This window comes from Acinetobacter sp. SM34 (assembly GCF_022012365.1).
GTDB lineage: Bacteria > Pseudomonadota > Gammaproteobacteria > Pseudomonadales > Moraxellaceae > Acinetobacter.
On record NZ_JAKLTP010000011.1, the window covers coordinates 108,927 to 135,178 of the forward strand.

Annotated in this window: 20 protein-coding genes and 3 pseudogenes; 12 read left to right on the forward strand and 11 right to left on the reverse strand. The window is 40.6% G+C overall.

The annotated features are described in order from the left end of the window. Together LZZ98_RS10710 and thyA are read right to left on the reverse strand one after the other, a co-directional pair. The gene (locus tag LZZ98_RS10710; RefSeq protein ID WP_237787836.1) at window positions 1–513 is read right to left on the reverse strand and encodes a dihydrofolate reductase; all 513 of its coding nucleotides are present in this window, start codon (window positions 511–513) and stop codon (window positions 1–3) included. A 216-nt stretch (window positions 514–729) separates the two neighbouring features. Continuing rightward, a pseudogene (thyA, locus tag LZZ98_RS10715) lies at window positions 730–1,014 on the reverse strand (thymidylate synthase); the annotation flags it as partial. 591 nt (window positions 1,015–1,605) lie between these two features. Here thyA and LZZ98_RS10720 point away from each other — a divergent pair. From LZZ98_RS10720 to LZZ98_RS10740, 5 genes are all read left to right on the forward strand, one after another. Continuing rightward, on the forward strand, window positions 1,606–2,403 hold the full coding sequence (locus tag LZZ98_RS10720) for a ChbG/HpnK family deacetylase (RefSeq protein ID WP_237787837.1): 798 nt from the start codon (window positions 1,606–1,608) through the stop codon (window positions 2,401–2,403). Next, window positions 2,396–3,364: a glycosyltransferase family 2 protein gene (locus LZZ98_RS10725; RefSeq protein WP_237787838.1), complete on the forward strand. Its 969-nt coding sequence runs from the start codon at window positions 2,396–2,398 to the stop codon at window positions 3,362–3,364. Before LZZ98_RS10720 ends, LZZ98_RS10725 begins: the two co-directional genes overlap by 8 nt. An 11-nt stretch (window positions 3,365–3,375) precedes the next feature. Further along, on the forward strand, window positions 3,376–3,762 hold the full coding sequence (locus tag LZZ98_RS10730) for a GtrA family protein (protein ID WP_237787839.1): 387 nt from the start codon (window positions 3,376–3,378) through the stop codon (window positions 3,760–3,762). 11 nt (window positions 3,763–3,773) lie between these two features. Further along, window positions 3,774–5,429 carry an ArnT family glycosyltransferase gene (locus tag LZZ98_RS10735; RefSeq protein WP_237787840.1) on the forward strand — a complete coding sequence of 552 codons (1,656 nt, stop codon included), beginning with the start codon at window positions 3,774–3,776 and terminating at the stop codon, window positions 5,427–5,429. A gap of 297 nt (window positions 5,430–5,726) precedes the next feature. Next, window positions 5,727–6,239, forward strand: coding sequence for a cytochrome b (locus tag LZZ98_RS10740; RefSeq protein WP_237787841.1), 513 nt, complete (start codon window positions 5,727–5,729; stop codon window positions 6,237–6,239). A gap of 156 nt (window positions 6,240–6,395) precedes the next feature. On the opposite strand, the pseudogene LZZ98_RS10745 reads toward LZZ98_RS10740, so the two are convergent. Continuing rightward, window positions 6,396–6,966: pseudogene (locus tag LZZ98_RS10745) on the reverse strand (VIT1/CCC1 transporter family protein). A 473-nt stretch (window positions 6,967–7,439) separates the two neighbouring features. On the opposite strand from LZZ98_RS10745, the gene LZZ98_RS10750 reads away from it, so the two are divergent. Both LZZ98_RS10750 and LZZ98_RS10755 read left to right on the forward strand, forming a co-directional pair. Next, the gene (locus tag LZZ98_RS10750; RefSeq protein ID WP_237787842.1) at window positions 7,440–8,291 is read left to right on the forward strand and encodes a thymidylate synthase; all 852 of its coding nucleotides are present in this window, start codon (window positions 7,440–7,442) and stop codon (window positions 8,289–8,291) included. Window positions 8,292–9,079: 788 nt separating this feature from the next. Continuing rightward, the gene (locus LZZ98_RS10755) at window positions 9,080–9,601 is read left to right on the forward strand and encodes a CHAP domain-containing protein (protein WP_086173965.1); all 522 of its coding nucleotides are present in this window, start codon (window positions 9,080–9,082) and stop codon (window positions 9,599–9,601) included. 99 nt (window positions 9,602–9,700) lie between these two features. Here LZZ98_RS10755 and LZZ98_RS10760 read toward each other — a convergent pair whose 3' ends face one another. Genes LZZ98_RS10760 through LZZ98_RS10770 form a run of 3 tightly spaced genes read right to left on the reverse strand, consistent with a single transcriptional unit; the run spans window position 9,701 to window position 14,444 of the window. Then, complete coding sequence (locus tag LZZ98_RS10760; protein ID WP_237787843.1) at window positions 9,701–11,104, reverse strand: efflux transporter outer membrane subunit; 1,404 nt, start codon at window positions 11,102–11,104, stop codon at window positions 9,701–9,703. 11 nt (window positions 11,105–11,115) lie between these two features. Then, window positions 11,116–13,098, reverse strand: a complete 1,983-nt coding sequence (locus tag LZZ98_RS10765) for a MacB family efflux pump subunit (protein ID WP_237787844.1) — start codon at window positions 13,096–13,098, stop codon at window positions 11,116–11,118. A 2-nt stretch (window positions 13,099–13,100) separates the two neighbouring features. After that, a complete protein-coding gene (locus tag LZZ98_RS10770) occupies window positions 13,101–14,444 on the reverse strand; it encodes a MacA family efflux pump subunit (protein WP_237787845.1) in 1,344 nt (447 codons plus the stop codon). 582 nt (window positions 14,445–15,026) lie between these two features. Here LZZ98_RS10770 and LZZ98_RS10775 point away from each other — a divergent pair. Then, on the forward strand, window positions 15,027–15,476 hold the full coding sequence (locus tag LZZ98_RS10775; RefSeq protein WP_237787846.1) for a bacteriohemerythrin: 450 nt from the start codon (window positions 15,027–15,029) through the stop codon (window positions 15,474–15,476). Here LZZ98_RS10775 and holA read toward each other — a convergent pair. The 5 genes and pseudogenes from holA to LZZ98_RS10800 all read right to left on the reverse strand — a co-directional run bounded on the left by holA (window position 15,473) and on the right by LZZ98_RS10800 (window position 20,864). Next, complete coding sequence (gene holA, locus LZZ98_RS10780) at window positions 15,473–16,468, reverse strand: DNA polymerase III subunit delta (protein ID WP_237787847.1); 996 nt, start codon at window positions 16,466–16,468, stop codon at window positions 15,473–15,475. The genes LZZ98_RS10775 and holA overlap by 4 nt on opposite strands. Window positions 16,469–16,485: 17 nt before the next feature. Beyond that, window positions 16,486–17,022 carry an LPS-assembly lipoprotein LptE gene (locus LZZ98_RS10785; protein ID WP_237787848.1) on the reverse strand — a complete coding sequence of 179 codons (537 nt, stop codon included), beginning with the start codon at window positions 17,020–17,022 and terminating at the stop codon, window positions 16,486–16,488. Window positions 17,023–17,240: 218 nt separating this feature from the next. Continuing rightward, entirely contained in the window at window positions 17,241–19,862 is a 2,622-nt protein-coding gene (gene leuS / locus LZZ98_RS10790) for a leucine--tRNA ligase (RefSeq protein ID WP_237787849.1), read from the reverse strand. A gap of 406 nt (window positions 19,863–20,268) precedes the next feature. After that, window positions 20,269–20,449, reverse strand: a pseudogene (locus LZZ98_RS10795) (DUF4124 domain-containing protein); the annotation flags it as partial. Window positions 20,450–20,501: 52 nt separating this feature from the next. Continuing rightward, on the reverse strand, window positions 20,502–20,864 hold the full coding sequence (locus LZZ98_RS10800; RefSeq protein WP_237787850.1) for a DUF4124 domain-containing protein: 363 nt from the start codon (window positions 20,862–20,864) through the stop codon (window positions 20,502–20,504). Window positions 20,865–21,652: 788 nt separating this feature from the next. Between LZZ98_RS10800 and LZZ98_RS10805 the strand changes: the two genes are divergently transcribed. From LZZ98_RS10805 to LZZ98_RS10820, 4 genes are all read left to right on the forward strand, one after another. Further along, window positions 21,653–23,380, forward strand: coding sequence for an acetolactate synthase 3 large subunit (locus tag LZZ98_RS10805; protein WP_237787851.1), 1,728 nt, complete (start codon window positions 21,653–21,655; stop codon window positions 23,378–23,380). After that, entirely contained in the window at window positions 23,377–23,868 is a 492-nt protein-coding gene (gene ilvN / locus LZZ98_RS10810) for an acetolactate synthase small subunit (protein ID WP_086173954.1), read from the forward strand. Before LZZ98_RS10805 ends, ilvN begins: the two co-directional genes overlap by 4 nt. Before the next feature lie 109 nt (window positions 23,869–23,977). After that, on the forward strand, window positions 23,978–24,994 hold the full coding sequence (gene ilvC, locus LZZ98_RS10815) for a ketol-acid reductoisomerase (protein ID WP_086173953.1): 1,017 nt from the start codon (window positions 23,978–23,980) through the stop codon (window positions 24,992–24,994). Between the two features lie 392 nt (window positions 24,995–25,386). Next, window positions 25,387–26,214: an XAC2610-related protein gene (locus LZZ98_RS10820; RefSeq protein ID WP_237787852.1), complete on the forward strand. Its 828-nt coding sequence runs from the start codon at window positions 25,387–25,389 to the stop codon at window positions 26,212–26,214. Window positions 26,215–26,252 lie beyond the last annotated feature (38 nt).

Here is a 26,252-nt window from a genome sequence, read left to right on the forward strand (position 1 = left end):
TTATTTTCGGTAAGTTGCGAACTCAAAAGCAATCCCAGTTTTGTCGTCAATATGTTGTTCTGAAGCGACCTTTTTAAATTCAGACGGAATTTCAGGATAGTAGGCATTGCCTTGAACATTCAGTTCAACATGGGTGAGTTCCAGGCGGTCTGCAATATCCATGGTTTGTTTAAAGATTTCTCCGCCACCAATCACAAAGATCGCATCCGGTTTTTCTGAGGCTTTGACATCGGCTACTGCTTGAGATAAAGCATCTTCAATCGAGTGGGCAACTTTGGCGCCTTCAAATGACCAGTCATTGTCCCGGGTAATGACCCAGTTAACACGTTTCGGCAAAGTGCGGCCCATAGACTCTAAAGTCTTGCGGCCCATGACCACCACACCACCTTGAGTGATTTCCTTAAAGTGCTTAAGGTCAGCAGAAATATGCCACGGCAAGTCATTATCTTTACCAATGCAGCGTTGCTGATCCATGGCTACAACATGCACAACTTCTAAATTCTGGAAGGTCATTTATTTAATCCTTGTGAATAATCCCAAAATCCTTTCTACAATTTTCCCCTTTAGTAAAGGAGGGAAGATGGATTTAAAAGTTTTGATTTTTAATTCCTTCTCTTGCGCCATATATGGCTCAGGGAGAAGGTGAGGATGAGGGTATTAATTTACCTCTCCCCTTGCGAAACAGTGTTTCTCCTCTCCTAAGAGGAGAGGGAACTCTAAAAAGGAAAATTAAACCGCAACTGGTGCCTTAATTGCAGGATGTGATTCGTAACCAACAATTTTAATATATTCAAATTTAAAATCGAAGATGTCTTGGATTTCAGGATTTAGCTTTAATTGGCAAAGTACCATCGGCTCACGGCTGAGCTGCAATTTGGCCTGTTCAAAGTGGTTAGCATACAAATATGTATCACCTCTAGCCCAGACAAAATCGCCCACACCTAAACCGCAGACTTGCGCAATCATATGCGTGAGCAGCGCGTAGCTGGCAATATTAAATGGAACGCCTAGAAACCTTATACCCCCAAGTTTCTACACATTATGCTTGGATAAATAGGCAATTAATACCGTATGCTAAATGTGCATTTTTTATTTTGCACAATTAGTCTATCCAAAACATTGTTAAAAAGAGCCTAAACTAAATTATACCTACAATCTACACACAGTCGGTTGCTTTCTAAGAAGCTTATTATAGATATATCTAACACACTTAACCAATCCTGTAGTTCTATAAATAGAATCCTAAGTTCTTTCCAGAGTACACGACCTTACTAGATGCAACCGGTTTCTAATAATGGAAAAAGTATCCTGAAATACACTCATGACTTTATAGGATTTAGAAACATCTAAAAGTTATTCAGCTAAATTGAATATGCTAATGATTTGATTATGAATAGGTAACATTAAAAAGTGACCTTTATTTGATTGAGATATGACCTTTTATCACAATAGGGAACTTTCTCTTTTTTAACCTCAATGTCATATCAAGTTGAGACTAATTCACTTAAGCTCTAATTAAGTTTATTCCTTAATAATCATCCAATAAGAAATTAGATAAACCCCCTCTCTTTTGATTCGGACAATCTAACCTAGAAGTCATTATTTATGCCTACAGTCTGCTTTTGTGCTGATGATTTTGCTATGAATCCCCAAATTGATCAGGCAATTTTCCAGTTAATTGAACGGGGTTCCTTACAGGCAACCTCCTGTATGACACAATCACCTTTGTGGGCAAATGAGGCATTAAAATTAAAACAATATGCGACAACGATTGATATTGGCTTACATTTAAATTTGACTCATGTCTTTGATGCTCAAACCTTTAGTTATCCGCTTGCGCAACTCATGCTGCGTGCATGGTCCCATCAGCTCGACAAAACATTAATCCGAAAAAGCATTCAGCAGCAATGGGATCATTTTGTTGAAGTCCTAGGACAGCAACCACACTTTGTTGATGGCCATCAGCATGTCCATCAGTTTCCGGTCATACGAGAAATCTTGATTGACTTCTTAAAAGAGCAGCGGTTTAAAGGCTGGATTCGTAGTCTGAGTCACACAGTCAATATTGCCCCCTATCAATTCAAAAGTCAGTTGTTGCAAATGTTAGGAGCAAAGCGTTTAACACGATTATGCCAAGAAGCAAATTTTGCCCAAAATGAACAGTTCGCCGGTATCTATGATTTTTCCATTACCCATTATCCAAATCTATGCCAGCAATGGTTCAGTCATGCTGAACATCAGTTACTGATTATGTGTCATCCGTCTATTGGAATTCCAGATACTCCGGATTCGATTTATAATGCACGCATACAAGAATATAATTATTTAACTTCAGAACAATTTTTTCACGACTGTACTAACAACAATATAAAACTTGGTCGTATTGGTGGATATAATGTCTAATTTTAATCCTTTTTTATGCTGCGTTGTTCCTGCTCACAATGAAGCAGAAAACCTGAAAAATTTTATTCCAGCATTATCTACAATGCTTAAACAAGAAAATATTCGATTTGAAATCATTGTTATAGATGATGGTAGTAAAGATAGCACTATTGAAGTATTACAAGGCCTGCAGAAAGACTATCCTTTACGTGTGCTAGAGTTTTCCCGTAACTTTGGTAAAGAAGCTGCTTTATATGCTGGTCTAGATCATGTTGATGCTGATCTGGCACTCTTGATTGATGCCGATTTCCAGCATCCAATCAATGTGATCCCGACCATGTTGAGCTTATGGAAAGAAGGTTATGAGATGGTTTATGGCATCCGTAACCGGGAAACCGAGTCCTGGCTAAAAAAATTATTCACCCATATTTACTACAAAATTCTCAATGCCAGCTCTACATTAAATATCCCGGAAAATGCTGGTGATTTTAGATTGCTCGATGCCAAGGTAGTGCATGCCATCCGTGACTTGCCTGAACGTAATTTGTATATGAAAGGCCTTTATGCCTGGGTGGGTTTTAAAAGTATCGGCATTTTGTTTACCGAAAAAGAACGCCAATGCGGTCGGTCGAGTTTCAATTTTAAATCTCTGCTCAATCTTGCCATTTCAGGTTTAACGGCCTTTTCTGACTTACCGTTAAGGATCTGCATTTATTTAGGCATCCTTCTGGGTATTTTCTCTTTTAGCTATGGCTGCTGGATTACAGTACAAACCCTATTCGAGGGAGCCAAAGTACCTGGTTGGGCAACGCTAGCCGCTGGTTTAGCCTTTTTGGGGGCAATCCAACTGATTTTTATTGGTATTTTAGGGGAATACATCAGCCGAATTTATTCAGAGGTCAAAGCCCGACCCAAATATATTATTGCTGCTGAACATTCAAAAAACAGACAGGCTGTGCCTGAAACAGAATCAAAATCATAAAGCCTTAAGTTATGTTATCCACCCACTTATTTTTTCAATTTCTGCGTTTTGGAATCATTGGTTTACTGGCCGCTTTGACCCATTATGCCTTGGCAATGCTGCTTATTCATCAACAGATGAACATTGCAGTGGCGAACTTATTGGGTTTTTTGAGCGCATTCTGGGTGAGTTATTTTGGCCACCGCATCTTTACCTTTAATGTCATCCAGATTTCACACCGCCAGACGCTGCCAAAATTTATTATTGTGGCAGTTACTGGCTTTGTTTTTAATGAAACGATGCTCATCGCGTTGCATCATTTCACGTCTTATCCGATTTCAATTTTACTGATTATCACAATTATCGTTACTGCCTTATTTACTTTTTTTCTTAACCGGATCTTTGCATTTAAACCTTAGGGAATTCCGCTATGAAGCCACTTTTCCGTTCATCAAAATTAATGCTGTGGTGCATCAGCATCTGGTTGATCGCTTGTGCCGGCATTCGTTATTTTTCCCTTCCGGATGAAGGCCGTTATGGTGATATCAGCCGGGTTATGCTGCAATCTGGTGACTGGTTAGTGCCTCGTCTTAATGGTCTGCCTTTTATGCATAAACCACCATTGTTGCACTGGATCAGCAGTGTGTTGATGGAAATTTTTGGAGTGCATGTCTGGGTACTCCGCCTCGTACCTACACTGGCCGGGATTATGATGCTCGTTGGCTTGTTCTGGTTTCTAAAAAAACATTGTAATGAACGGATTGCCCAACTTAGTGTAGTGATCTTGGCTACCAGCCTGCTTTTTTTCGGCAGCAGCCAGTATGTTAATCATGATCTGTTGCTTGCTTGCTGGATCAGCATCACTATTCTATGTTTTGCCGACTTTACTCTTTCAGGAGAAAAGTCAGTTCTGTGGATGGGATATGTGGCGTGTGCCTTAGGTTTTTTAACCAAAGGACTGATCGGTATTTTAATTCCGGGAATGGTTATTCTGCTCTGGGTTCTCGCAAGCAAACAATGGAAAAAAATTCCTTCTCTGCTTAACCCTATCGGTTTAATTATTTTCTGTGTGATTGCGCTGCCTTGGGTTTATCTGATGCATTTAAAATACCCGGCCTTTTTGCAGTATTTTTTCATCGACCAGCAATTCAGCCGCTTTAGCTCGGATCAGTTTAATAACAAGCTGCCTTGGCCATTTTATTTATTCTGCTTGTTGATCAGCTTTTTACCCTGGTTCTTTGTTTCACAATTTAAATTCTCAAAACAGGATTTCAGCCAATCACTCGGTCCAAGTATTTTAACCTTAATGCTGATCTGGTTTGTTTCTGTGACGACCTTTTTTTCAATTCCTCCATCAAAACTTGCAGGTTATATTCTGCCAGCAACGCCTCCCTTGGCGGTGTTCATCGCCATCATGGTGGATCGAGTCCTGACCAGTAACAAAATAAACCGTTTTCAAACCTGGGCAACGCCTGTTTTGGTTCTTGTTGTAGGTGTAGCTTTTATTAGCTTACCTTTTACCGCAAGGCCGAAAAATCTACTCTATGTCAATATTACCGCACTCTATAGTTTGGGAGCTGGAATTCTTATATTCAGTATTCTGCTCATTTTTTATTATCTCAAACAGCGAATTTCCTATTTTTCGCTCATGTTCAGTATGGCAATAATGCTCTGTATGAGCGTGAGTCTTGGGGTCAGAATTCTTGATGTTCAAAATAATGCTAATCAGGTTTCTTTCCAGAAAAATATTACGGCAAATATGCCAATTGTGTTTTATCACAACTATTTTTATGATGTTCCATTCCTTCTCAATCTACAAAAACCTGTTTATTTGGTGGATGACTGGGAGAATGCCAGCCAGGACAGTAGTTCAGAACAACTCAAGGATGGCCTGATTTTTGAACCCGAACGTAGGCAATACCTGTGGTCCGATTCCATCCTGGATCAAAAAATCAAATCTGGAGAAGCCCTTGTCGTGCTGGCTCGCAGCAACTCCTTTAACCCTCATTATGCGAATGTTCAAGTTTTACATTATCGCAATTATGATGTGTATTTTTTTAATAATATCGGTTCAGTACAAAAATAAGACCAAGCCTGCATTTGCAGGCTTTCCCCGATCCAATGTCTGAAATAACATTTATGAGCTGCCTATTAAAAATAAATCTTCGTGCCCAAAATTTCTAAGCGTCTGGCAATGTCTTTTTAAGACTATAGCAGTACCCTTTATAGGCTAGAAAAGAGGTATGTTGAAATTACAAAAGATCTTCAATTTGGGAGATGATATGCAGCCAACTTGGGCTACCATTACTTTACTAGACAAATTTTATCTATTCTTTTTTCATCGGTTCAGTTTTATATAAATATTTAAAATTCAGGAAAAAATATGAACAATAATTATCCTAAACCTATGATAATAATGCACTGGATTACCTTTGTTTTAGTTGTAATTGTATATTTGACGAGTGGAGATCCAACAAGAACAGGCTTGCAGGGCCAGATTCATGTTATAGGCGGAATTTCAATATTTATTCTATTTTTCGTGAGATTGAGTTTTGTTTTTCTCTATAAAAGAAATATTCCTCAAAATGAGATAATTAATTCATATCAAATAAAATTATTTAAAATTGTCAGATTTACGCTTTACTTAAGTTTATGTGTCGTTCCAATAGCGGGCTGGCTTGCATTATCGAGTTTCACGGATAATTTCAAAGTTTTATCTTTTAATTTGCCACTTTTGAGCAGTGTTAGAGAGGTTAAATATATTGGTCAGATACATCAATTTTTAGGTAACTTCTTTATTACAGTCGTAGGTTTACATGCTTGTGCTGCATTAATCCACCATTTTATTTTCAAAGATAATGTATTAAAAAGTATGCTTTTTAAAAAAATGAAATGATTTAGATCTATAACTATAAAAAATAGGCATATTGTTCACCCAGAACAACATGCTTTATCGATATAAAGCATGTCAGACAGGTCAAATATTGCTATAGACTTATTATCTATACTCCTCATAGAAGTGGGAATATTTGGATCATATAAAAAAGGTATCTTATGCCACCGCAACATTAAATAATGATCCGATCCAAGCACTGAATAACATGGCGATAATTCCCCAAATCATCACCCGAATCGAACCTCTCCAAATACTTGCACCGCCAGCATAACTGGCCAAGGCACCCATAATTCCGAGACTTAATACCCCAATCAGCATGACGCCTTTCTCTAAGTATTGCTCAGGCAGCAACATAATTGAAATTAAAGGAAATAATGAGCCTACAGTAAATGCAATGGCTGAAGAAAACGCAGCGCGAAAGGGCTGGGCAGAGGTATGATCTAAAATACCAATTTCATCACGAGCATGTGCATCTAAAGCATTGTGTGCAGTCAGTTGTTGCGCGACTTCTTGCGCTAAAGCGGGTTGTAATCCACGCTGTATGTAAATATTTTTTAGCTCATTTAATTCATGTTCAGGATAGCGTTGCAGTTCACGTTATTCCATCTCCAGATCATTCTGTTCAATGTCTTGCTGAAATAATCCCGTCATTTGCCCCCAGCACAGCTGCACGTAACCATCCCGCACGTTCGATGTAATGTTTTTCAAGATGATAAGAATGGCGCACAAGGTATATCCTTTTTTGTTATCAGGATGATTATAATAAATTTATTTCTTAGATTAGCATTTGTAGAGATTGTTATTGGCTAATTTCAAAAATCGTGTTTAACAAGAGGGAAAAATAGTTAATAGCTCAGCGCCCTACAGCACGAGTACATGTAAGAAATAAAAGGCTTTTATCATAACCTCGATTACCATAGGCCTTTGTCTGTAATGCTTCAGCGATTGTTTGTTGAGACAGCAGGGATACACGCTTGGACTGCTCCCCGTATACTGAATAAGCCTTATCAATAGATTTGTGAAATAAAGCTCTTAAACTCTATAATACTGAATGACCTCATCAGGGAAAAATGTGTTGTGGCCACACATCACTAGAAAAATTGCCTGATGGGAAAAAATTTAGCTCAAATTAACTTGGTAGGCACTCTAAAAAGGGTAACTGCCAGATCAGTTTTGAGTTAGTGCAATTAAGGTGGTTGAATGAAACAATATCTAGATTTGTGTCAACGCATAGTTGATGAAGGTGTATGGGTTGAAAATGAACGAACTGGAAAGCGTTGTTTAACCGTTATTAATGCTGATTTGGAATATAACGTAGGAGCTAATGAATTTCCTTTAGTGACTACCCGAAAAAGTTATTGGAAAGCAGCTATTGCAGAGTTGTTAGGGTATCTACGTGGGTATGATAATGCAGCTCAGTTTCGTGCTATTGGTTGTAATACCTGGAATGCCAATGCCAACGATAATGAAGTCTGGTTAGCTAATCCTCATCGTAAAGGTGAAGATGATATGGGCCGAGTATATGGTGTACAAGGACGTCATTGGCGTAACTCTGCAGGAGAAGAATTTGATCAGCTTCGTAAGATCTATGATGATTTGCGTAATGGTATTGATGACCGAGGTGAAATTCTAACATTCTACAATCCAGGCGAGTTTCACATGGGATGTTTACGTCCTTGTATGCATACCCATACGTTTTCTTTGGTGGGGGATACGCTTTACTTAACTTCATCGCAGCGTTCATGTGATGTGCCATTAGGTCAAAATTTTAATCAAATTCAAGTTTTTACTTTGCTGGCTCTAATGGCTCAAATTACCGGACATAAGGCTGGAAAGGCTTATCATAAGATCGTAAATGCACATGTTTATGAAGATCAATTAGAACTCATGCGCGATGTGCAATTAAAACGTGAACCGTATCCTGCACCGAAACTTCATATCAATCCTAATATTAAGAGTCTTGAAGATATTGAAACATGGGTGACATTAGATGACTTTGAAGTTGAAGGTTATCAGTATCATGAAGCAATTGCTTATCCATTTTCAGTATAAATAAATATTTTCGAATAAGAAGGGAGTTTCTTTTTAATGAAGATTCGAAACTTTCATCAAAATGGAACACTTTCTTATTTTTAACTTAATGTCTAAGCTGATCTGAACTAATACCCCTTTGTTCCAATAATTTTTTTAACCGTTCGATCTCCTGGTTAGCGTCAAAAAGCGACTTTTGGTCTGTTTCATATAACGTCTTATAAGGATCTCGTGATTCTCTCATTTTTTGAAATCGCTTATCTGAATGCTCAAAAAAACGCTTCATATCTTGGTATTCATTAAACCAGTCGATAACCTCGTTTTGAGTTTGTTATTAAGGATCAAGCTTCTGTTGAATCAGCAGGGTTTAAAAATTATCAGAATAAAAAAAAGTGAAATGTTTATGTCCAGTCTTTCTGAGCATGCATCACAAATGCTGTGTCGCAATCGCTATAAAATGTTCCAAATGTATTGCTGATGTTGAATTGAATTCAACATATTTTAACAAAGCATTGAAAATGTAGCGTATGTTTCATTTTTTCATTTGCTCCCTTCAAGCATATCAATGTATGGATGAAAGACGCTAAACCCCAAGACAGTATATTGCTGATTAAGTGAGCATAAATTAAATTTATAGATTTCTGTATTTATAAAAGTTAACAAAAATTAATCATTTAACTCGATTTTAAGGGGGCTGTTCATATTTGATTACATTTATTAGATGAAAAATCACATTTTAGGAGTTACTATCTTGCCGTCGAAATGAATGAAAAGCCGGTCGTTGAAGGCTTAGGAGTGTTTGGTAAAGAATGGCTTATGATCATAATGTAAACATGAGTGAAGTACATGCTCCTGTTCAGGCAAACATCATAATTCGTTCCCAATCGGGTAGAAATTCTAAAAAATCTAAAGAATTTCAGACTGTCGAAGCAACACAAAAAAATAATATGCTTGCCAAAAGTGGACAGCGAATTGATATTAATAAATTTACTGATTTCTTGCAGGGCGTTTCTTCCAATAGCAGTTCAAAAAAGTGTGCCAAAAGTATCAGGCTTGCTTTGGAATCAGCCGGTGCAAGATTTCAAAGTCATCCCGTCGCGGCGGCAGACTGGGGAAATACGTTGATGAACATTGGTTATCGACAAATTAATCCTAAGTTCGATGCCCCGAAAGAAGGTGATATTTATATTATTGATCGAACCGGCAAGCATATGTATGGACATATTGCAGGATTTAACGGTAAGCAATGGGTATCTGACTTTAAGCAAAGAAGTTATGATGTTTATAATGAAAAAGGTTTGACCTACAAATATTACCGTCCGAGCTTTTAGTTTTTAAAAGTTAAAACATTTAAAACAGAAAAGTTCAGCAGGAATTTTTCTGATAAAAAAAGATGCCACTTGGGCATCTTTTTTTATTTCACTTTTAACTTAAGGCAATGGCTTGATTGGGCTACCGCCTAAAGACTGCATCAAGGTGACATAAGCATTGTATTGGCTCTGTTTGGTTTGAACCAAAGACAAACGTGCATTACGTGTGGTTTCCTGAGCATCGAGCAGATTTTTCAGGGCGATGGCACCGTTACGGTAGCGTACTTCAGTCAAACGTTCAGTTTTCTCGGCAAGCTGCACATTGCGTTCTTGCAAAGCCACCTGTTTGTTTAACTCGGTACGGGCTGATAGTGCATTTTCAACATCGGCAAAGGCCTGATATAGACTTTGACGATACTGAATAATCGCTTTTTCATAATCCAGGTCACTAATCGCCAAATCTTTTTTCATGTCGTTATATTGCAGGAACGGCAGGCTGAGATTTGCACCTAGGGTTAAAACTGGGTTTTGCAACAGGTTGGTTAACGATGTGCTGGAAGAACCCAGGTTTCCAGTCAAATTAATCGAAGGGTAATAACTGGCTTTGGTGGCATCTTTATTGGCAAGTGCCTTGCGTAAACGTAGTTCACTGGCTTGCAAGTCTGGACGACGTGACAACAGGTCTGCCGGTAAGCCGGCTGAAATTGCCGGTAAGACAATACGCGGTAAACGCTGCGGCTCAGTAATATTGAGTTGTTGCACCGGTTGCTGCATCAAAACAGCTAAAGCCGTTTTGGTTTCTACTTTTTGCTGTTCTATCTGGCTTAAGGTCGCTCTTTGGCTTTGCACCGACTGTTCAGCTGAAGTTAAGTCCAGACCGGAAACTGCACCGGCACGGTATTGGGTACGAACCAACTCAAAGGTTTTTTGCGTACTCGCCAGGTTTTGCTGGGCAATTTGATAACGTTCATTCAGATAACCCAACTGCCAATATAAATTTGCCGTAGTGGCAATCAGACTTTGTGCAGTAGCTTGCAAGTCCTGTTCGGTGGCTAAGGCTTCCCATCTGCTGGCTTCAGTTTGTCGAGCCAATTTCCCGAACAAGTCCAGTTCATAGCTTACGCCACCACTTACAGACAGACCGCGTGAAGCATCATCATCAGAATTCAGGTCAATACTATGTCCTGCCGAAACGCTGGAACTGACCCGTGGGCCTTGCTGGTTTTTTGCCAAACCAGCCTGTAAACGTGCCTGCTGCAAGTTAATCCCGGCAACCGCCAAATCGGTATTGCTGGTTAAAACCTGATTGACCAATTGATTTAGCTGCGCATCGCCAAACAATGTCCACCATTGATCAGCATAGACATTGGCATGCACTTGCTGACTCATGGCTTTGCTGTTATGGAAACTACCAGGAATATTCACGGCAGGCTGTTGATACGGTGATTTTACCACCGCTGCACAACCGACCAGTGAGCCAGTTAAAATAAGGCTAGCAATAAGCTTGGTAAAATTCATTTGCATTCTATTTATCCTTATTCGCGAGAAAGTGCATCCACAGGGTTAAGCTGTGCTGCATTACGGGCAGGGATAAAGCCGAAGATAATCCCGATCATGCTTGAGCAGACGAAGGCCGCCACAATGGAGGTGGTGGAATAGGCCATCTGGAAGGTACCGCTGGCAAACTGGCTAATCAGCTGTCCAATGCCTAAAGATAAAAGCACCCCCAGGATCCCGCCTAAAATACAGACCAGTACCGCCTCAATCAGGAACTGCTGCAAGATGTCACTTTGACGGGCACCGACCGCCATACGCACCCCAATTTCCTGAGTACGTTCAGTCACCGATACCAGCATGATATTCATGACCCCAATACCACCAACAATTAATGAAATGACTGCAATCGCAGAAACCAGTAAGGTCATGGTTTGTGTGGTTTGCTGGATGGTCTCACGAATACTGTCGGCATTTTGGGTAAATACATCCTGTGCGCCGTGGCGTTGTACCAATAAATTCAGAATGGCATTTTCAGCTGCTGCACTCGGGTATTCATCTTTGATGCGCACGATGATGCTGCGTACATTGGCCTGACCCAGCATGCGGCTCATCACGGTCGAGTAGGGCAGATAAACATTCAGGCTGTCAGAATTACCCATCATCGATTTTTGTGCTTCAATCACGCCAATGATACGACTGGGAACACTACCGAGCAGAATGACCTGACCCACAGGATTAGTGCCATCGCTAAAGAATGTTTTTTGGGTATTGTTGTCAATCACCACGTCCTGAGCACGTTCAGTCACACCTTCTTTGTCAAAAGGCTGTCCGGACTGAAAGTTCATGCCTTTGACATAGAAGAAGTCTTCACTGACGCCATTCACGGTGGCAGAGGCTTCGGTATCTTTAAAGCGTGCAGTAATGTTGTTGGTGACAGAAGGGCTGACCCCATCGACATAGGGTTGTTCAGCTAGTGCATCGGCATCCGCAGGAACCAGAGTTTTTACCTGTGCCGTTTTGGAATTATCACCAAAGCCACGGCCCTGATAAACAGTAATGGTGTTGGTTCCAAGACTGCTGATATTTTCCAGAATCTGTTTTTGTGAACCATTGCCCAGTGCCACCACAGAAACCACCGATGCAATCCCAATAATAATCCCGAGCATGGTCAGGAAAGTGCGCATGCGGTGGGCGTTCATGGCCAGCAGCGCCATACGAAAAGCTTCGCCTAGCCGGTCCGCAGCAGAGCGCCAAGAAGACGTTTTTCTCTGTGCGGTTTGTTCTAAGGCCTGTTTTTCTAAAACTTCATCTGTGGCAACTTCAGGCACATTTGGTTTATCTGAAATAATGTTGCCGTCACTAATTTCAATAATACGCGAGGCATTTTTGGCAACGTTATGATCGTGGGTAACGAGGATGATGGTATGACCTTTGGCATTCAGCTCGCGCAAAATACGCATCACCTCAATACCGCTGTTTTTATCCAGTGCGCCGGTCGGTTCATCGGCCAGAATCACATCGCCACCGTTCATCAAGGCACGGGCAATCGAAACACGCTGTTGCTGACCACCGGACAACTGACTGGGACGGTTTTGGGTTTTTTCAGCCAATCCCAGATCTGTGAGCAGTTGGGTCGAGCGTTGTTGACGGGCGGACGTATCTACCCCGGCATAAATGGCCGGAACTTCAACGTTACCTGCCGCAGTTAAATCACCCAATAAATGATAGCGCTGGAAAATGAAACCAAAGTATTCACGGCGCAGTTGTGCCAGTTCATCTGCTTCTAATTTGCGGGTTTCACGTCCTTTAACCTGATAGCTACCCGCAGTCGGTTGATCCAGACATCCCAAAATATTCATCAGGGTGGATTTTCCCGAACCGGACTGCCCGACAATGGCCACCAGTTCTCCCGGGTAAATCTCAAGATTAATGCCCTTTAAAATCTGAATAGTGCTTTCCCCAGCGGGGAATTCACGAGTCAGATCTGTGACCTTGAGCAAAGGTTGTTGATCTTGACTCATGATTACATTCTCACTGGACCTGCACCACCACCTACACGGTTACTGCGTTTGGCAGCATCATTTGAGGTATCGGAAGCATCTGCAATCACCACTTTGTCACCTTGTTTTAAGCCTTTGATGACTTGGGCGGTAACACGGTTATTCAAACCTACCAGTACCGGCTGTGGTTTTGCCGAGCCATCTGCCTGAACCACGCGAACCATCGACATAGAGGCTTTACCTTGTTCAATCAGTGATTTTTCTTCAGCAGACAGTTCCAGGCGTTTAGGACGGTCAGTTTTAGCTTGATCATTATCAGTTGAATTTTGTTGTTTTGCCTGGTCTGCATTACGATCACCACGTTTGCCTTGCGGGCGATTTGAACTTTGCAAAGCTGCTGCAGGTACAGTTAGAACATTTTTTGCTTCACTGAGTACGATATAAACCTGTGCAGTCATATCAATACGAAGTTTGCCATCTTCATTGGGTACGTCAAACAAGGCGTTGTAATACACCGCAGTACTTGAAGATGAAGTGGATGAATTATTGCTTTCTGTATTGATAGAATTGGGAGCCGGTTCTACTTGACGTAGTTTGGCATAATGTTTTTTGTCACTATTACCCAGAGTAGTGAAATACACGGTTTGACCTTCTTCAACTTTCATTACGTCGGCTTCAGAAATTTCAGCCTTAATCGTCATGTTGTCGAGTTTGGCCAGTTTGACGATGGTCGGTGCGCTTTGGTTGGCGTTTACAGTTTGACCTTCCTCGGTCACAATCGCCACAATAGTGCCATCCATAGGTGCAACAATCTGGGTATAGCCCAAATCTTCTTTTGCTGTGGCCAAGGTTAAACGAGATTGTTCAATTTGCGCATTAATCGCCAAAATGTCAGCTTGTGCTGTTTTGTAGCTCGCCAATGCGGACTCGAGTTCAGCACGTGATGTCGCATCTTGGGCATACATGGCTTGCTGACGTTGATATTCAGCTTGAACTTTTGCTAAGTTGGCTTGTTTGACTGCCAGTTGAGCCTGCTGGTTTTTAATGCTCGCTTCAGCCGTTTTCAGGCCATTTTCCTGACGAATCGAATCAATTCGGGCAATCAGTTGACCTTGTTTCACTTGGTCGCCCAATTTCACATACATCTTTTTGACCTGTCCAGATACCTGTGCACCGACGCTGACCATTTTGGTCGCTTCAAGTACACCAGTTGCAAGCACCGAATCTTCAATGTCACCGCGGCTGACTTCACTGCTAATGTATTGCGGTGCTTGCTCTTTCGGTTTCAGAAACAACCAGGCTGTGACTGCAATAGCAAGAATACAGACCACCGCAACAACTATTTTGGACGGTTTTATTTTTGGCATAGTGAGCTGATAAATGAGGAAAATTAGACCAATTATAAAAGTTAAATAAGGATAAAACGTGAACTTTTTAAAAAGAAATGAGAATTATTTTCTTTTTTAAGCTTCTCTTGAAAAATTTTCTAAAAAGAGAGTGGAGTCATTTTTAACAAAACTTTTAGCATGAATGAATAGAGGAGAGAAATTTTATTAAATTTTGATTCCATCAATTTTCTAAAAGATGATTTTCAGCCTGATGATTGAGTTTTTTACAACACTGCTGAGAAATTGGAATGTCGTTCACTGAATCCGTGGTATCAAGATAGATTGGATTTTAGTCGAATGATAATGGATTTATTTAATGATTTTTATTTAAATAGCTTTTTCGTGCTGGATATGTTGATTTCTTTTTTACCTTCACCCTCCTGAGTTTCCAACTGGTACACATAATTTAAAAAATCTTTGTTTTATCTCTAGATTTAAGTAAAAAAAGTTTGTAGTATTAAATCCATAAAATAATTATGGGTTTAATAATAAGAGCATTAATCCCCATAATTATGCGAAAAAGATCATAACTTTAATATGAAAATTTGTAAGGGGTAAGTGATGGAATGGAATGCAACCTATAATATTGGGATTGATGTGATTGATAATCAGCATCGTCAGATATTGGATTACATTAATGCGTTGGAAAAAATTAGAGGGAGTGGGGATCGCAACCAGATCAAGGAAGTCCTGGATGATTTGATTGATTATACCCAATCGCATTTTAGCTTTGAAGAAAACCTGCTTGAGCAGGTACGTTATCAGTATTTGCCTTCTCATAGAGGTATACATGAATTATTTGTTAAACGGCTAAATGATTATCGTCATAAATTTGACAAGGGAGAGTCGGTTGAAAATGATTTATATCGACTATTGTCAAAGTGGTTGATTAATCATATCCAGCATGACGATCAAGACTATGTGGATGCAGTGCGTGACAATATGCTGCACTATCTGCGTACACAGGAACAAAAGAAAGGCAAAAGCTGGTTTTCGCGCTTTTTTAGTTAAGCACTTGATTCAAATAAGTTTTGACCGCACATGCTACTGATGGCTTGTAGGACCAGATGTTCAGGATTCTCGTCCCCCAAACCTTTAATGGATGCATCAATGCGCAACAACAGGGATGGCCAAGTCAGGAAACAGTTTGGATTGAGCCGTCTTAAGGCCTGCTGATATTGACTGACTTTATTTTTCCAGATTCCAAGTTGCAAGGCATTTTGCGGCTGTTCAAACAATTGCATCAGTAAACGCATTTCTTTACTGATGCTCCACAAAATCAGGCTCATCGGCTCACCTGAAGCAATCAGATACTGGAAAATTTTAATCGCCTGAGCCAGGTTGCCGGCAAGCAGAGCATCATTTAAGTCATATGTAGTATAGCGAGATTGGTCTTGTAAGCATGAATACAAATGATCAATCTGAATCACGTCTACATCGGCAAAAGTATCGCTGACGCGCATTAAACTGTTTTTGGCTGCCAGCAGGTTGTGCTCATGGTGTTGTTCCAGCCAAGCCCAAGCATCATTGGCCAGTTTAATCCCTAGCTTTTCTGCCTCAATGCTTAAAATCCGTTGCCGGTCTTGCGGATAATTTGCGGTAAGCGGCACAGTAACACCATTGGCATCGACCACCTGAAAGAAACTGGATTTTAAGCTACTGCTGTCCTGTTTCGGCATCACCACCAATAGCAGGTTCTGCTCATTGTGCTGGATATAGCTTTTCAGTTGTTTGATGCCGTTGGCATCGGGCTTGATATTGCCATGTACTTCAACAGCCAGTTGCGTAGAAAATAATGACAGGCTATTTAAAGCATTAAAGACATTTTTCCAGTCACTGACATTGCTAACGTCATAACGCTGACGTTCAATTTCCTGTTTGTGCCAGCTTTGACGAAAAGCATCTAGTAAATTCTGTTCAAGCAAAGGTTCTTGACCATACATAATCCAGGCACCACGAGCTTCATCAACACGTTTTAGGGCTTGGGGATAGTCAAGTTTCATAGCGCTGTTATCTATATTTAAGGTTGTGTGGTTGAGTTGGCCGGTTTGGTGACCACTTTCGGTAGGCGGTTGGATGAAATCTGACGCACAATTTGCTGTGCCACATCATCAACAATCACCTGATTAAGATATTTTTGTTCCTGGTCATCAGTGTTTACAGTGGCCACATCATATTGATAGCTGCGTGAAGCGGTAATGGTGCGCGGTTCAGTCACCGGATTACCTTGTGCATCTTCAATACGGAAAGTCACGGTTAAGCGCAGTAAGGTTTCTACCAATTTACCGTTTAACTCATGACGTTGTGGTGTGTAATCCAGTACACGCAACACGTAGGCATCAGAACTATCGCTGAGCTGAATGCCTGTGGCACCTAAATAAATTGCAAGTTTTTCATATAAGTCTTCTGTATTATTCGGCAAGACCAATTTCATTTTAGAATAAGCCACAGGAGCAGTTGTCGGATTGGTGCCTTTTAAATGGAAGCCACAACCCACTAAGCCTGCACTTAGACCACAAGTTAAAACAATTGCTGCTAAACGTTTGCCCAAATGCATGCGTTATCCTCTGTATTGTTCTTCAAAGAAAAAGGAAGATTGAAATATTTAGTGATTGTATGTGCAAAGCCCGTTGGCTGGCAACGGGCTTTGTTTGGGTTTTGTTTTTAATTCCTAATGAAAAGTTCCTTCTCCCTCTGGGAGAAGGTTAGGATGAGGGTTGAAATTTACCTCTCCCTAACCCTCTCCTGAAAGGAGAGGGGATTTTCCAAATTTAATTAAACAACAAGGTTCACCAGTTTATTCGGTACCACAATTTCTTTCTTGGTTGGACCAGTCAAGAATTGTTGAATTTCAGGTAGTGCTTTTGCTTGAGCCAAGATCTCATCTTTCGATGCATCTACAGAGACTTCAAGTTTGCCACGAAGTTTACCGTTGACTTGTACCACAATTGTTTGGGTATTACGCGTTAATGCAGATTCATCCACAGCAGGGAATAAAGCATTTGTTAATTCGATACCAAACTCAGCCAATAAAGTTTGACTTAAGTGCGGTGCAAACGGAGCAAGTAAAGTTAGAAGAGTCGTGATGGATTCACGTGCGACAGCAACATCGTCGTCATCTTTTGCTTCAAACTTGTTATTGGTATTTAAAAGTTCCATCAACGCAGCAATAGCCGTGTTAAATGCATGACGACGTTCGATGTCATCACCCACTTTCTGGATGGTTTCATGCGTTTTACGACGTAAGTCTTGCGCAGCAGTAGAAAGTTTTGCTGCATCAAATGCAGTTGCAGCATTGCCTTTTTCAAGGAAGCTTGTAGCTAAACGCCATACACGTTTCAAGAAGCGGTTTGCACCTTCAACGCCTGCGTCAGACCATTCAAGTGATTGATCTGGTGGTGCCGCAAACATCATGAATACACGTGCAGTATCTGCGCCGTATTGGTCAATAATCGCTTGCGGGTCGATACCATTATTCTTCGATTTCGACATTTTCTCTTGACCGCCCACCACAACTTCTTGACCATCGCCGGTGTATTTTGCAGAAAGCACACGGCCTTTTTCGTCTTTTTCAAGTTCGATGTCAGCAGGGTTAAACCAGGTTTTCTTGCCTGAATCCGCTTCACGGTAGAAAGTATCTGCCAGCACCATGCCTTGGGTGAGCAAGTTGGTGAATGGTTCATTACCTTGTACCACGCCCTCATCACGCATCAATTTGTGGAAGAAACGCGCGTATAACAAGTGCAGAATCGCGTGTTCAACACCACCAATATATTGATTTACTGGAAGCCAGGTTTGAGCTGCTTCCGGTTTCACCATACCGCCAGTGAAGTCTGGAGATGCATAACGTGCGTAGTACCAAGAAGATTCTACAAAGGTATCCAAGGTATCTGTTTCACGACGTGCATCACCGCCACAGCATGGACATTTAGTCTCGAAAAATTCAGGCATTTTGTTGAGTGGGTTACCAGAACCATCTGGCACAACGTCAGTTGGTAGAATCACTGGAAGCTGTTCTTCAGGTACAGTGACCTGACCACATTTTTCACAGTTGATCATTGGGATTGGACAACCCCAGTAACGCTGACGAGAAACCCCCCAGTCACGTAAACGGAACTGAACTTTGGTATTGGCAAGTTTTTGTGGTTCTAATTTTGCAATAAATGCATCAAAAGCACCCTGGAAGTCTAAACCGTCAAATTCGCCTGAATTGACCAGTTTACCTTCTTTAGAACCGTACCATTCCTGCCATTGGGTTGAATCAAAGTCTGCATCGTCTGCACCTTTGGCATCAATCACTTGCTTAATGGTCAAACCGTATTTGTTGGCAAATTCGAAGTCACGTTCATCGTGTGAAGGCACTGCCATCACCGCACCTGAACCGTAAGACATCAATACATAATTTGCGATCCAGACCGGAACAGCTTCACCTGTTACAGGGTGTTTAACTGAAAGGCCAGTGGCCATACCTTTTTTCTCGGCAGTGGCAAGGTCAGCTTCAGCAACTGAACCCATACGGCATTCTTCAATGAATGCTTTTAATTCAGGGTTTGTTTCAGCAGCTTTAAGTGCCATAGGGTGTTCTGCTGCAACAGCAACATAAGTCACACCCATCAAGGTATCACCACGAGTGGTATATACAGTTAAATCATCGGCATAGATTTCTGGATTTGCTGAAGGGAAGGTAATTTCCATCCCTTGTGAGCGACCAATCCAGTTGCGTTGCATGGTCAAGACTTGTTGTGGCCAGCCATCTTTTAAGGTGTCTAAATCGTCTAATAATTCTTGTGCATAGTCGGTAATGCGGAAGTAGTACATTGGAATATCACGTTTTTCCACCAATGCACCTGAACGCCAGCCGCGACCATTTTCAACCTGTTCATTTGCTAAAACGGTTTGATCCACTGGATCCCAGTTTACGGTTGAAAGTTTACGGTAGATCAGGCCTTTTTTATAAAGCTGAACAAATAACCATTGTTCCCAGTGATAATACTCAGGGGTACAGGTCGCGAATTCACGATCCCAATCTACTGAAAGACCTAATTTTTTGAGCTGATTACGCATGTAATCGATATTTTCAAAGGTCCATTTTGCCGGTGCCACTTTATGTGCAATCGCAGCATTTTCAGCAGGAAGACCGAACGCATCCCAACCCATAGGTTGCAGCACAGTTTCACCTTTTAAACGGTGGAAACGGCTGATTACGTCACCAATGGTATAGTTACGCACATGACCCATATGCAGTTTGCCACTTGGGTAAGGGAACATCGAGAGGATATAACGACGTGGACCTTCTACAGTGTCGGCAACTTTAAAGGCTTTGCGAGTTTCCCAGTCTTGTTGGACCGTTGGTTCAATCGCACTGGCTTGATATTCAGGATCAATGTGAGTAGTCATAAACGTATATAAGAACAATGGTTAAAAAGTTTGTTGCACAGCATAGCGCAAATTGCTATGCAATGTCAGTTTCCAGATCAGGATTTTATCTTCCTGGTCATTAGAAATGGAACTTTGGAGAATCTCATTTAATGAGGTGATGCTTTTGAATTCGCGCGTTTCTCTTTCTTTTGCAAATAAGCTGATTCTATCGATGAGCGGATGTCTTGTTCTGTTGCGCTGCCAAACATATTGGCATATGGATCTTGTTTTAACGTTTGTTGGTTTTTTTGGAGCTGCTGTTTCACTTGAATTTCAATTGCAGCTCGTTCTGCTGCTGTTAATTCAATTTTAGCTGTTGTGGGAAATGAATAATGATTTTGTATTTGTTCTTTGGACTCTGGTACTTTTTTAGATTGTTCAGTTTTATTTTGATAGGTTGATATTGAGCCAAGTCTCTTGGCATTTTTCGGCGGAGGTGTGGTGGTGTAGTGCGTTGAACCATTTGCATCTACCCATTTATAAAAATTTTGAGCATGAATACATGCTGAGGCGAATAATATTATGCTCAATACTAGATAATTGAATAAAAAGGAAAAAATATTCATTTATTGAACATGGCGAGTGATGGCAAGCAGCTGCCACCACTTCTTTCTTATTTTATTCGGCGCGCTGAGCAGCTGAAACGGATGGCGATTTTTTCATAGGGGTACTCGGGGCTTCAGCCGCATTTGCCGCCGCTAGTCCTGCATTTACATGATTTTGCGCCTCTTTTTCCGCTGCTGCATTCTGTGCTTCTTTATCCGCATTTGCATGCGCCGCGTGACTAGCAGAACCTGCCGCGCCATAAGTATCCACTTTACCTTTCTTCTTTGCAGATTTTGGTGGTGGTGTGGTGGTGTAATGGGTAGACCCTTTGGCATCCACCCATTTGTAATATTCTTTAGCAAAACTTGTGGTTGAACTTAAACTTAAGATTAAGCCAGTCGCTATAAATCCAATTTTGATGCAAGATGATGCCATAATAATCAAGTCCTTATTGTCATAATCAGTTGGATAGAGTGGGGGGAATAGAACTCCTGATTGCCTGAGTATTTTATATGATCTTGATGGTTTTGCAGAAAAAAAAGATAAACTGTCCCAAAATGCAGACAAGTGAATGGTATTTATTGAGGACTACCATTAGAGGAAGAGATTTAATCAGCAAAAGTTTCTCTTTTATCGACGGTTGTCGCGTTCATTTAGTACAAAAATGTATCAGAAAATACAATTAGAACTTAGAAAATAGATTTAAATTAATAAAAACATGTTTCAATAAAATAAATATTCATTCCATTTTATTATATTTTTTATACTTATTTTTCATGAAATTTTTTTATTATTTATTTGAAATATATAAATATTTTAAATTTAAATGATTATTCTGCGAACAGTTTTAAACAAAACAACCCAATAAAAAGTGAATTATTCGAAAATAATGTATAAAAAGCTAATTTTTAAACTTGACTTTAATACTCGAAACCACAAAAATGCTGCTTTAGTTTTATATGCCTTAGATCGATCACCCTTCGAATAAGTGCCTTTTAGCAATGGACTTCTTCTCTAGCCGAGAAGCTGAACAAAGCCAACAAAATATGTTTATCCCAACATGTTTTAGACCTCATATTGCTCAAACAGCAACCAGGTCAGATTTTTTTCTTATTGCTATGAAAACTATGAAATTTGTGTGCTATAACAGAGCAGACAGTTAATGAATTAATCACCACAAATGCCCTCCATTTGTGCGTGAAAAAAGATTAGGGTGAATCACGTTGGAACTTTTATCTGGTGGTGAAATGCTTGTTCGCGCATTGGCGGACGAAGGCGTTGAGCATTTATTTGGATACCCAGGCGGCGCAGTACTACATATTTACGATGCGCTCTTTCAACAAGACAAAATCAATCATTACCTCGTACGTCATGAACAAGCTGCCGGTCATATGGCAGATGCTTATTCGCGTGTAACAGGTAAAACTGGTGTGGTACTTGTCACATCAGGTCCCGGTGCGACAAATACCGTAACTCCAATTGCAACGGCTTATATGGACTCAATCCCAATGGTGATTTTGTCTGGTCAGGTTGCAAGCCATCTCATTGGTGAGGATGCGTTCCAAGAAACCGATATGGTCGGTATTTCTCGTCCAATCGTAAAACACAGTTTCCAAGTGCGTCATGCCAGCGAAATTCCTGCGATTATTAAAAAGGCATTTTATATTGCATCTTCAGGCCGTCCAGGTCCTGTGGTTGTCGATATTCCTAAAGATGCGACCAACCCAGCAGAAAAATTTGCTTACGAATATCCTGAAAAAGTGAAGATGCGTTCGTATCAGCCACCACACCGTGGTCACTCAGGTCAAATTCGTAAAGCGATTGATGAATTGATTAGTGCAAAACGTCCAGTGATTTATTCTGGCGGTGGCGTGGTACAGGGTAATGCTTCAGCATTATTGACTGAACTGGCTCATTTATTGGGCTATCCAGTAACCAATACTTTGATGGGCTTGGGTGCATTCCCGGGTAATGACCCTCAATTTGTCGGTATGTTGGGTATGCATGGTACTTATGAAGCCAACATGACCATGCATAATGCAGACTTAATTCTCTGTATAGGTGCGCGTTTTGATGACCGCGTAACCAATAATCCGGCAAAATTCTGTCCAAATGCCAAAGTCATTCATATTGATATTGATCCGGCAACGATTTCTAAAACCATCATGGCGCACATTCCAATTGTGGGTGCGGTAGAACCTGTATTGCAAGAGATGTTGGTTCAATTGAAACAAATGAATGTTTCTAAGCCAAATCCTGAAGATATTGCAGCATGGTGGAAGCAAATTGATGAGTGGCGTGCAGCGCACGGCTTAAAAGTTGTGGCACCGACTGATGGCACAATGAAGCCACAGCAAGTCGTTGCAGCTTTAGATAAAATCACCAATAGCCAAGCGATCATTACTTCCGACGTTGGTCAACATCAAATGTTCGGTGCGTTGTATTATAAATACACACGTCCACGTCAATGGATCAACTCAGGTGGCTTGGGCACCATGGGTGTAGGCTTGCCATATGCAATGGCTGCGAAACTCGCGTTCCCAGATCAGCAAGTAGTGTGTATTACTGGTGAAGCGTCGATTCAGATGTGTATCCAAGAGCTTTCTACTTGTAAGCAATACGGCTTGAATGTAAAAATCTTGTGCTTGAACAACCGTGCCTTGGGTATGGTGAAACAGTGGCAGGATATGAACTACGAAGGTCGTCATTCAAGTTCTTATGTTGAATCATTGCCTGACTTTGCCAAGTTAATGGAAGCTTATGGTCATGTCGGCATTCAAATTGACCATGCCGATGAGCTTGAATCCAAGCTTGAAGAAGCCATGGCAATCAATGATAAATGCGTATTTATTAACGTCATGGTTGACCGTAGCGAGCATGTATATCCAATGCTGGTTGCAGGTCAGTCTATGCAAGATATGTGGTTAGGAAAAGGGGAGCGCACTCAATGAGACATATTATCTCTGTTCTCGTAGAAAACGAAGCTGGCGCGCTTTCTCGTTTGGTAGGTTTATTTTCTCAACGTAATTACAATATTGAGACTTTGAACGTTGCGCCAACCGAAGATCCAACCATGTCGCGTTTGACCCTGACCACTTATGGTGATGATCATAAAATTGAACAAATCACCAAACAGCTCAACAAACTGGTTGAAGTGGTTAAAGTGGTTGATTTGTCTGAAGGTGCGCATATCGAGCGCGAATTGATGCTGATTAAAGTGAAATCACTTGGATCGGCACGTGCTGAAATTAAACGCACTGCAGACATTTTCCGCGCGCAAATTGTGGATGTCACACCAACCACATACACGATCCAGATTGCTGGAACCACTGAAAAACTGGATGGTTTCATTGATGCGCTTGCAGAAAATACCATTCTTGAAGTGGTACGTTCTGGCGTATCAGGCATCGCACGTGGCGAAAAAGTTTTAACAATCTAATTTTTTAACATATTCTACTCATCGTACAGATGAGTATCCAAGTCAGTGAATACCGATAACATCATTGACTTGGATAAAAGGAAACATAAGCATTTAAGCGGAGACAGCAATGCAAATTTTTTATGATAAAGACTGTGACTTATCTATCATCCAAGGTAAAAAAGTAGCGATCATCGGTTACGGTTCACAAGGTCACGCACATGCGCTTAACCTTAAAGACTCTGGCGTTGACGTAACTGTAGGCTTACGTGCTAACTCTACTTCTTGGAAAAAAGCTGAGAATTCAGGTCTTAAAGTTGCTGAAGTTCCTGCTGCTGTAGCACAAGCTGACGTAGTAATGATCTTGACTCCGGACGAATTCCAATCTCAACTTTACCGTGACGTAATTGAGCCAAATATCAAGCAAGGTGCGACTTTAGCATTTGCTCACGGTTTCTCAATTCTTTACAACCAAGTTGTGCCACGTGCTGACTTAGACGTAATCATGGTTGCACCTAAAGCACCAGGTCACACAGTACGTTCTGAATACCAACGTGGTTCAGGTGTTCCTGACTTAATCGCCATTCACCAAGATGCTTCTGGTAATGCACGTAACGTAGCACTTTCTTATGCTTCAGGCGTAGGTGGCGGCCGTACAGGTATTATCGAGACTTCATTCCGTGAAGAAACTGAAACTGACCTTTTTGGTGAGCAAGCAGTTCTTTGTGGTGGTGCAGTTGAATTGGTTAAAATGGGCTTCGAAACTTTGGTTGAAGCGGGTTATGCTCCAGAAATGGCGTATTTCGAATGTCTACACGAACTTAAATTGATCGTTGACTTGATGTTTGAAGGCGGTATCGCTGACATGAACTATTCAGTATCTAACAATGCTGAATATGGCGAATACGTAACGGGTACTGAAGTAATCAACGAACAGTCTCGTGAAGCAATGCGTAATGCGCTTAAACGTATTCAATCTGGTGAATATGCAAAAATGTTCATCCAAGAAGGTGCGTTGAACTACCCATCTATGACTGCACGTCGTCGTCAAAATGCGGCTCACGGTATCGAAGTAACTGGTAACAAGTTACGTGCAATGATGCCTTGGATTCAAGCGAACAAGATTGTAGACAAAGAAAAGAACTAAGTTCTAATTTCTAAGTCAAAAAGCCCTTGTTTTATAACAGGGGCTTTTTTTATACAAAGTTGTGCTTTCCTTTCTTGCACATCGTTCAAAGCAGAGCTTTTCCTCCTTGCGCTTCATTCAAAGCACTGCTTTGAATTCGCTCATACCTTGGATCCAAGTAAACAAAATCGTAGATAAAGAGAAAAACTAATTTCTCGAATCAATTGATTTGATTTGAAAAACCCACTCTTTTTGATTGGGTTTTTTTATTGATTAAGATATTTTTAGTTTTTTGAAGAGGATTGGTCTCTTACCAATTCGCAACAAAACATCAGGTATAGAGATAGATTAGAGGTGATTTTAAGTGTGATAGAGTAGACATAATTTATTTTATTGTTGAGTGTGGCTGAACAATGAAAACTCAGATCCTACTATGTCTTACAACTTTATCGCTTTCCTACTTGAGTTATGCAGAAACAGTTCCTGCATCAGCTACTGAGAACCTGAAACCTTTCACAAATGTCCGTGTTTCTATGCAACGAATGCTACGTTCAAACGATGGACGCTATTTTCTTGATTTATATGCAGGGATCTGGAATCCGCACGGAAAGCTTCATGATTTGAGTGATCAAAAAACGATTGCCTTTAAGGGTTTGCAAAAAGGCGATCAGCTTAACCTTAAGTCGGTAAGTGTAAATGGTGAGCAGGCAACATCTGAACAATATCAATTAAATGGAAACTTAAATGCAAATACTGGAGATATGCCAGCAGTTTTCAGTGCAGCAAATAATAATGAAAATACTCCAATACAATTTGAACCTGCATTTTCAGCCGTAGAAAAGCCGCTACTTATATTTAAATTTTATGGTGTGGAAAATGCTCAACAATCTTATGGAAAGGCTTTAAAACAAGTGCAGGTATTGAATAAAACCACCAATCAAGTGGTGCAGAGTCTGACAGGTTTTACCGCTTATCCTAAGAGTATTGGCTATATGGATATTAATTTTGATGGCTATTACGACATCGTGTTGTCAGATACTTCAAATGATCGCAAAGTTGAAGATAAGCGTTTTATTTACTGGATGTATAATCCTAAAACCCATCAATTTCAGCGTTCACCGCAATTGGAAAATATTACTGGATTTCCAGCAATTCATGGAGAAAAACAGCAAATTGATTTTGGGGATGGTCAGGTCTATCAGGTAAAAAGTGGCTTATTGAATCGAGTTGAAGACAACTGATGAGGTATTATAAAAATGATTTTTTTAATAATAGGTTT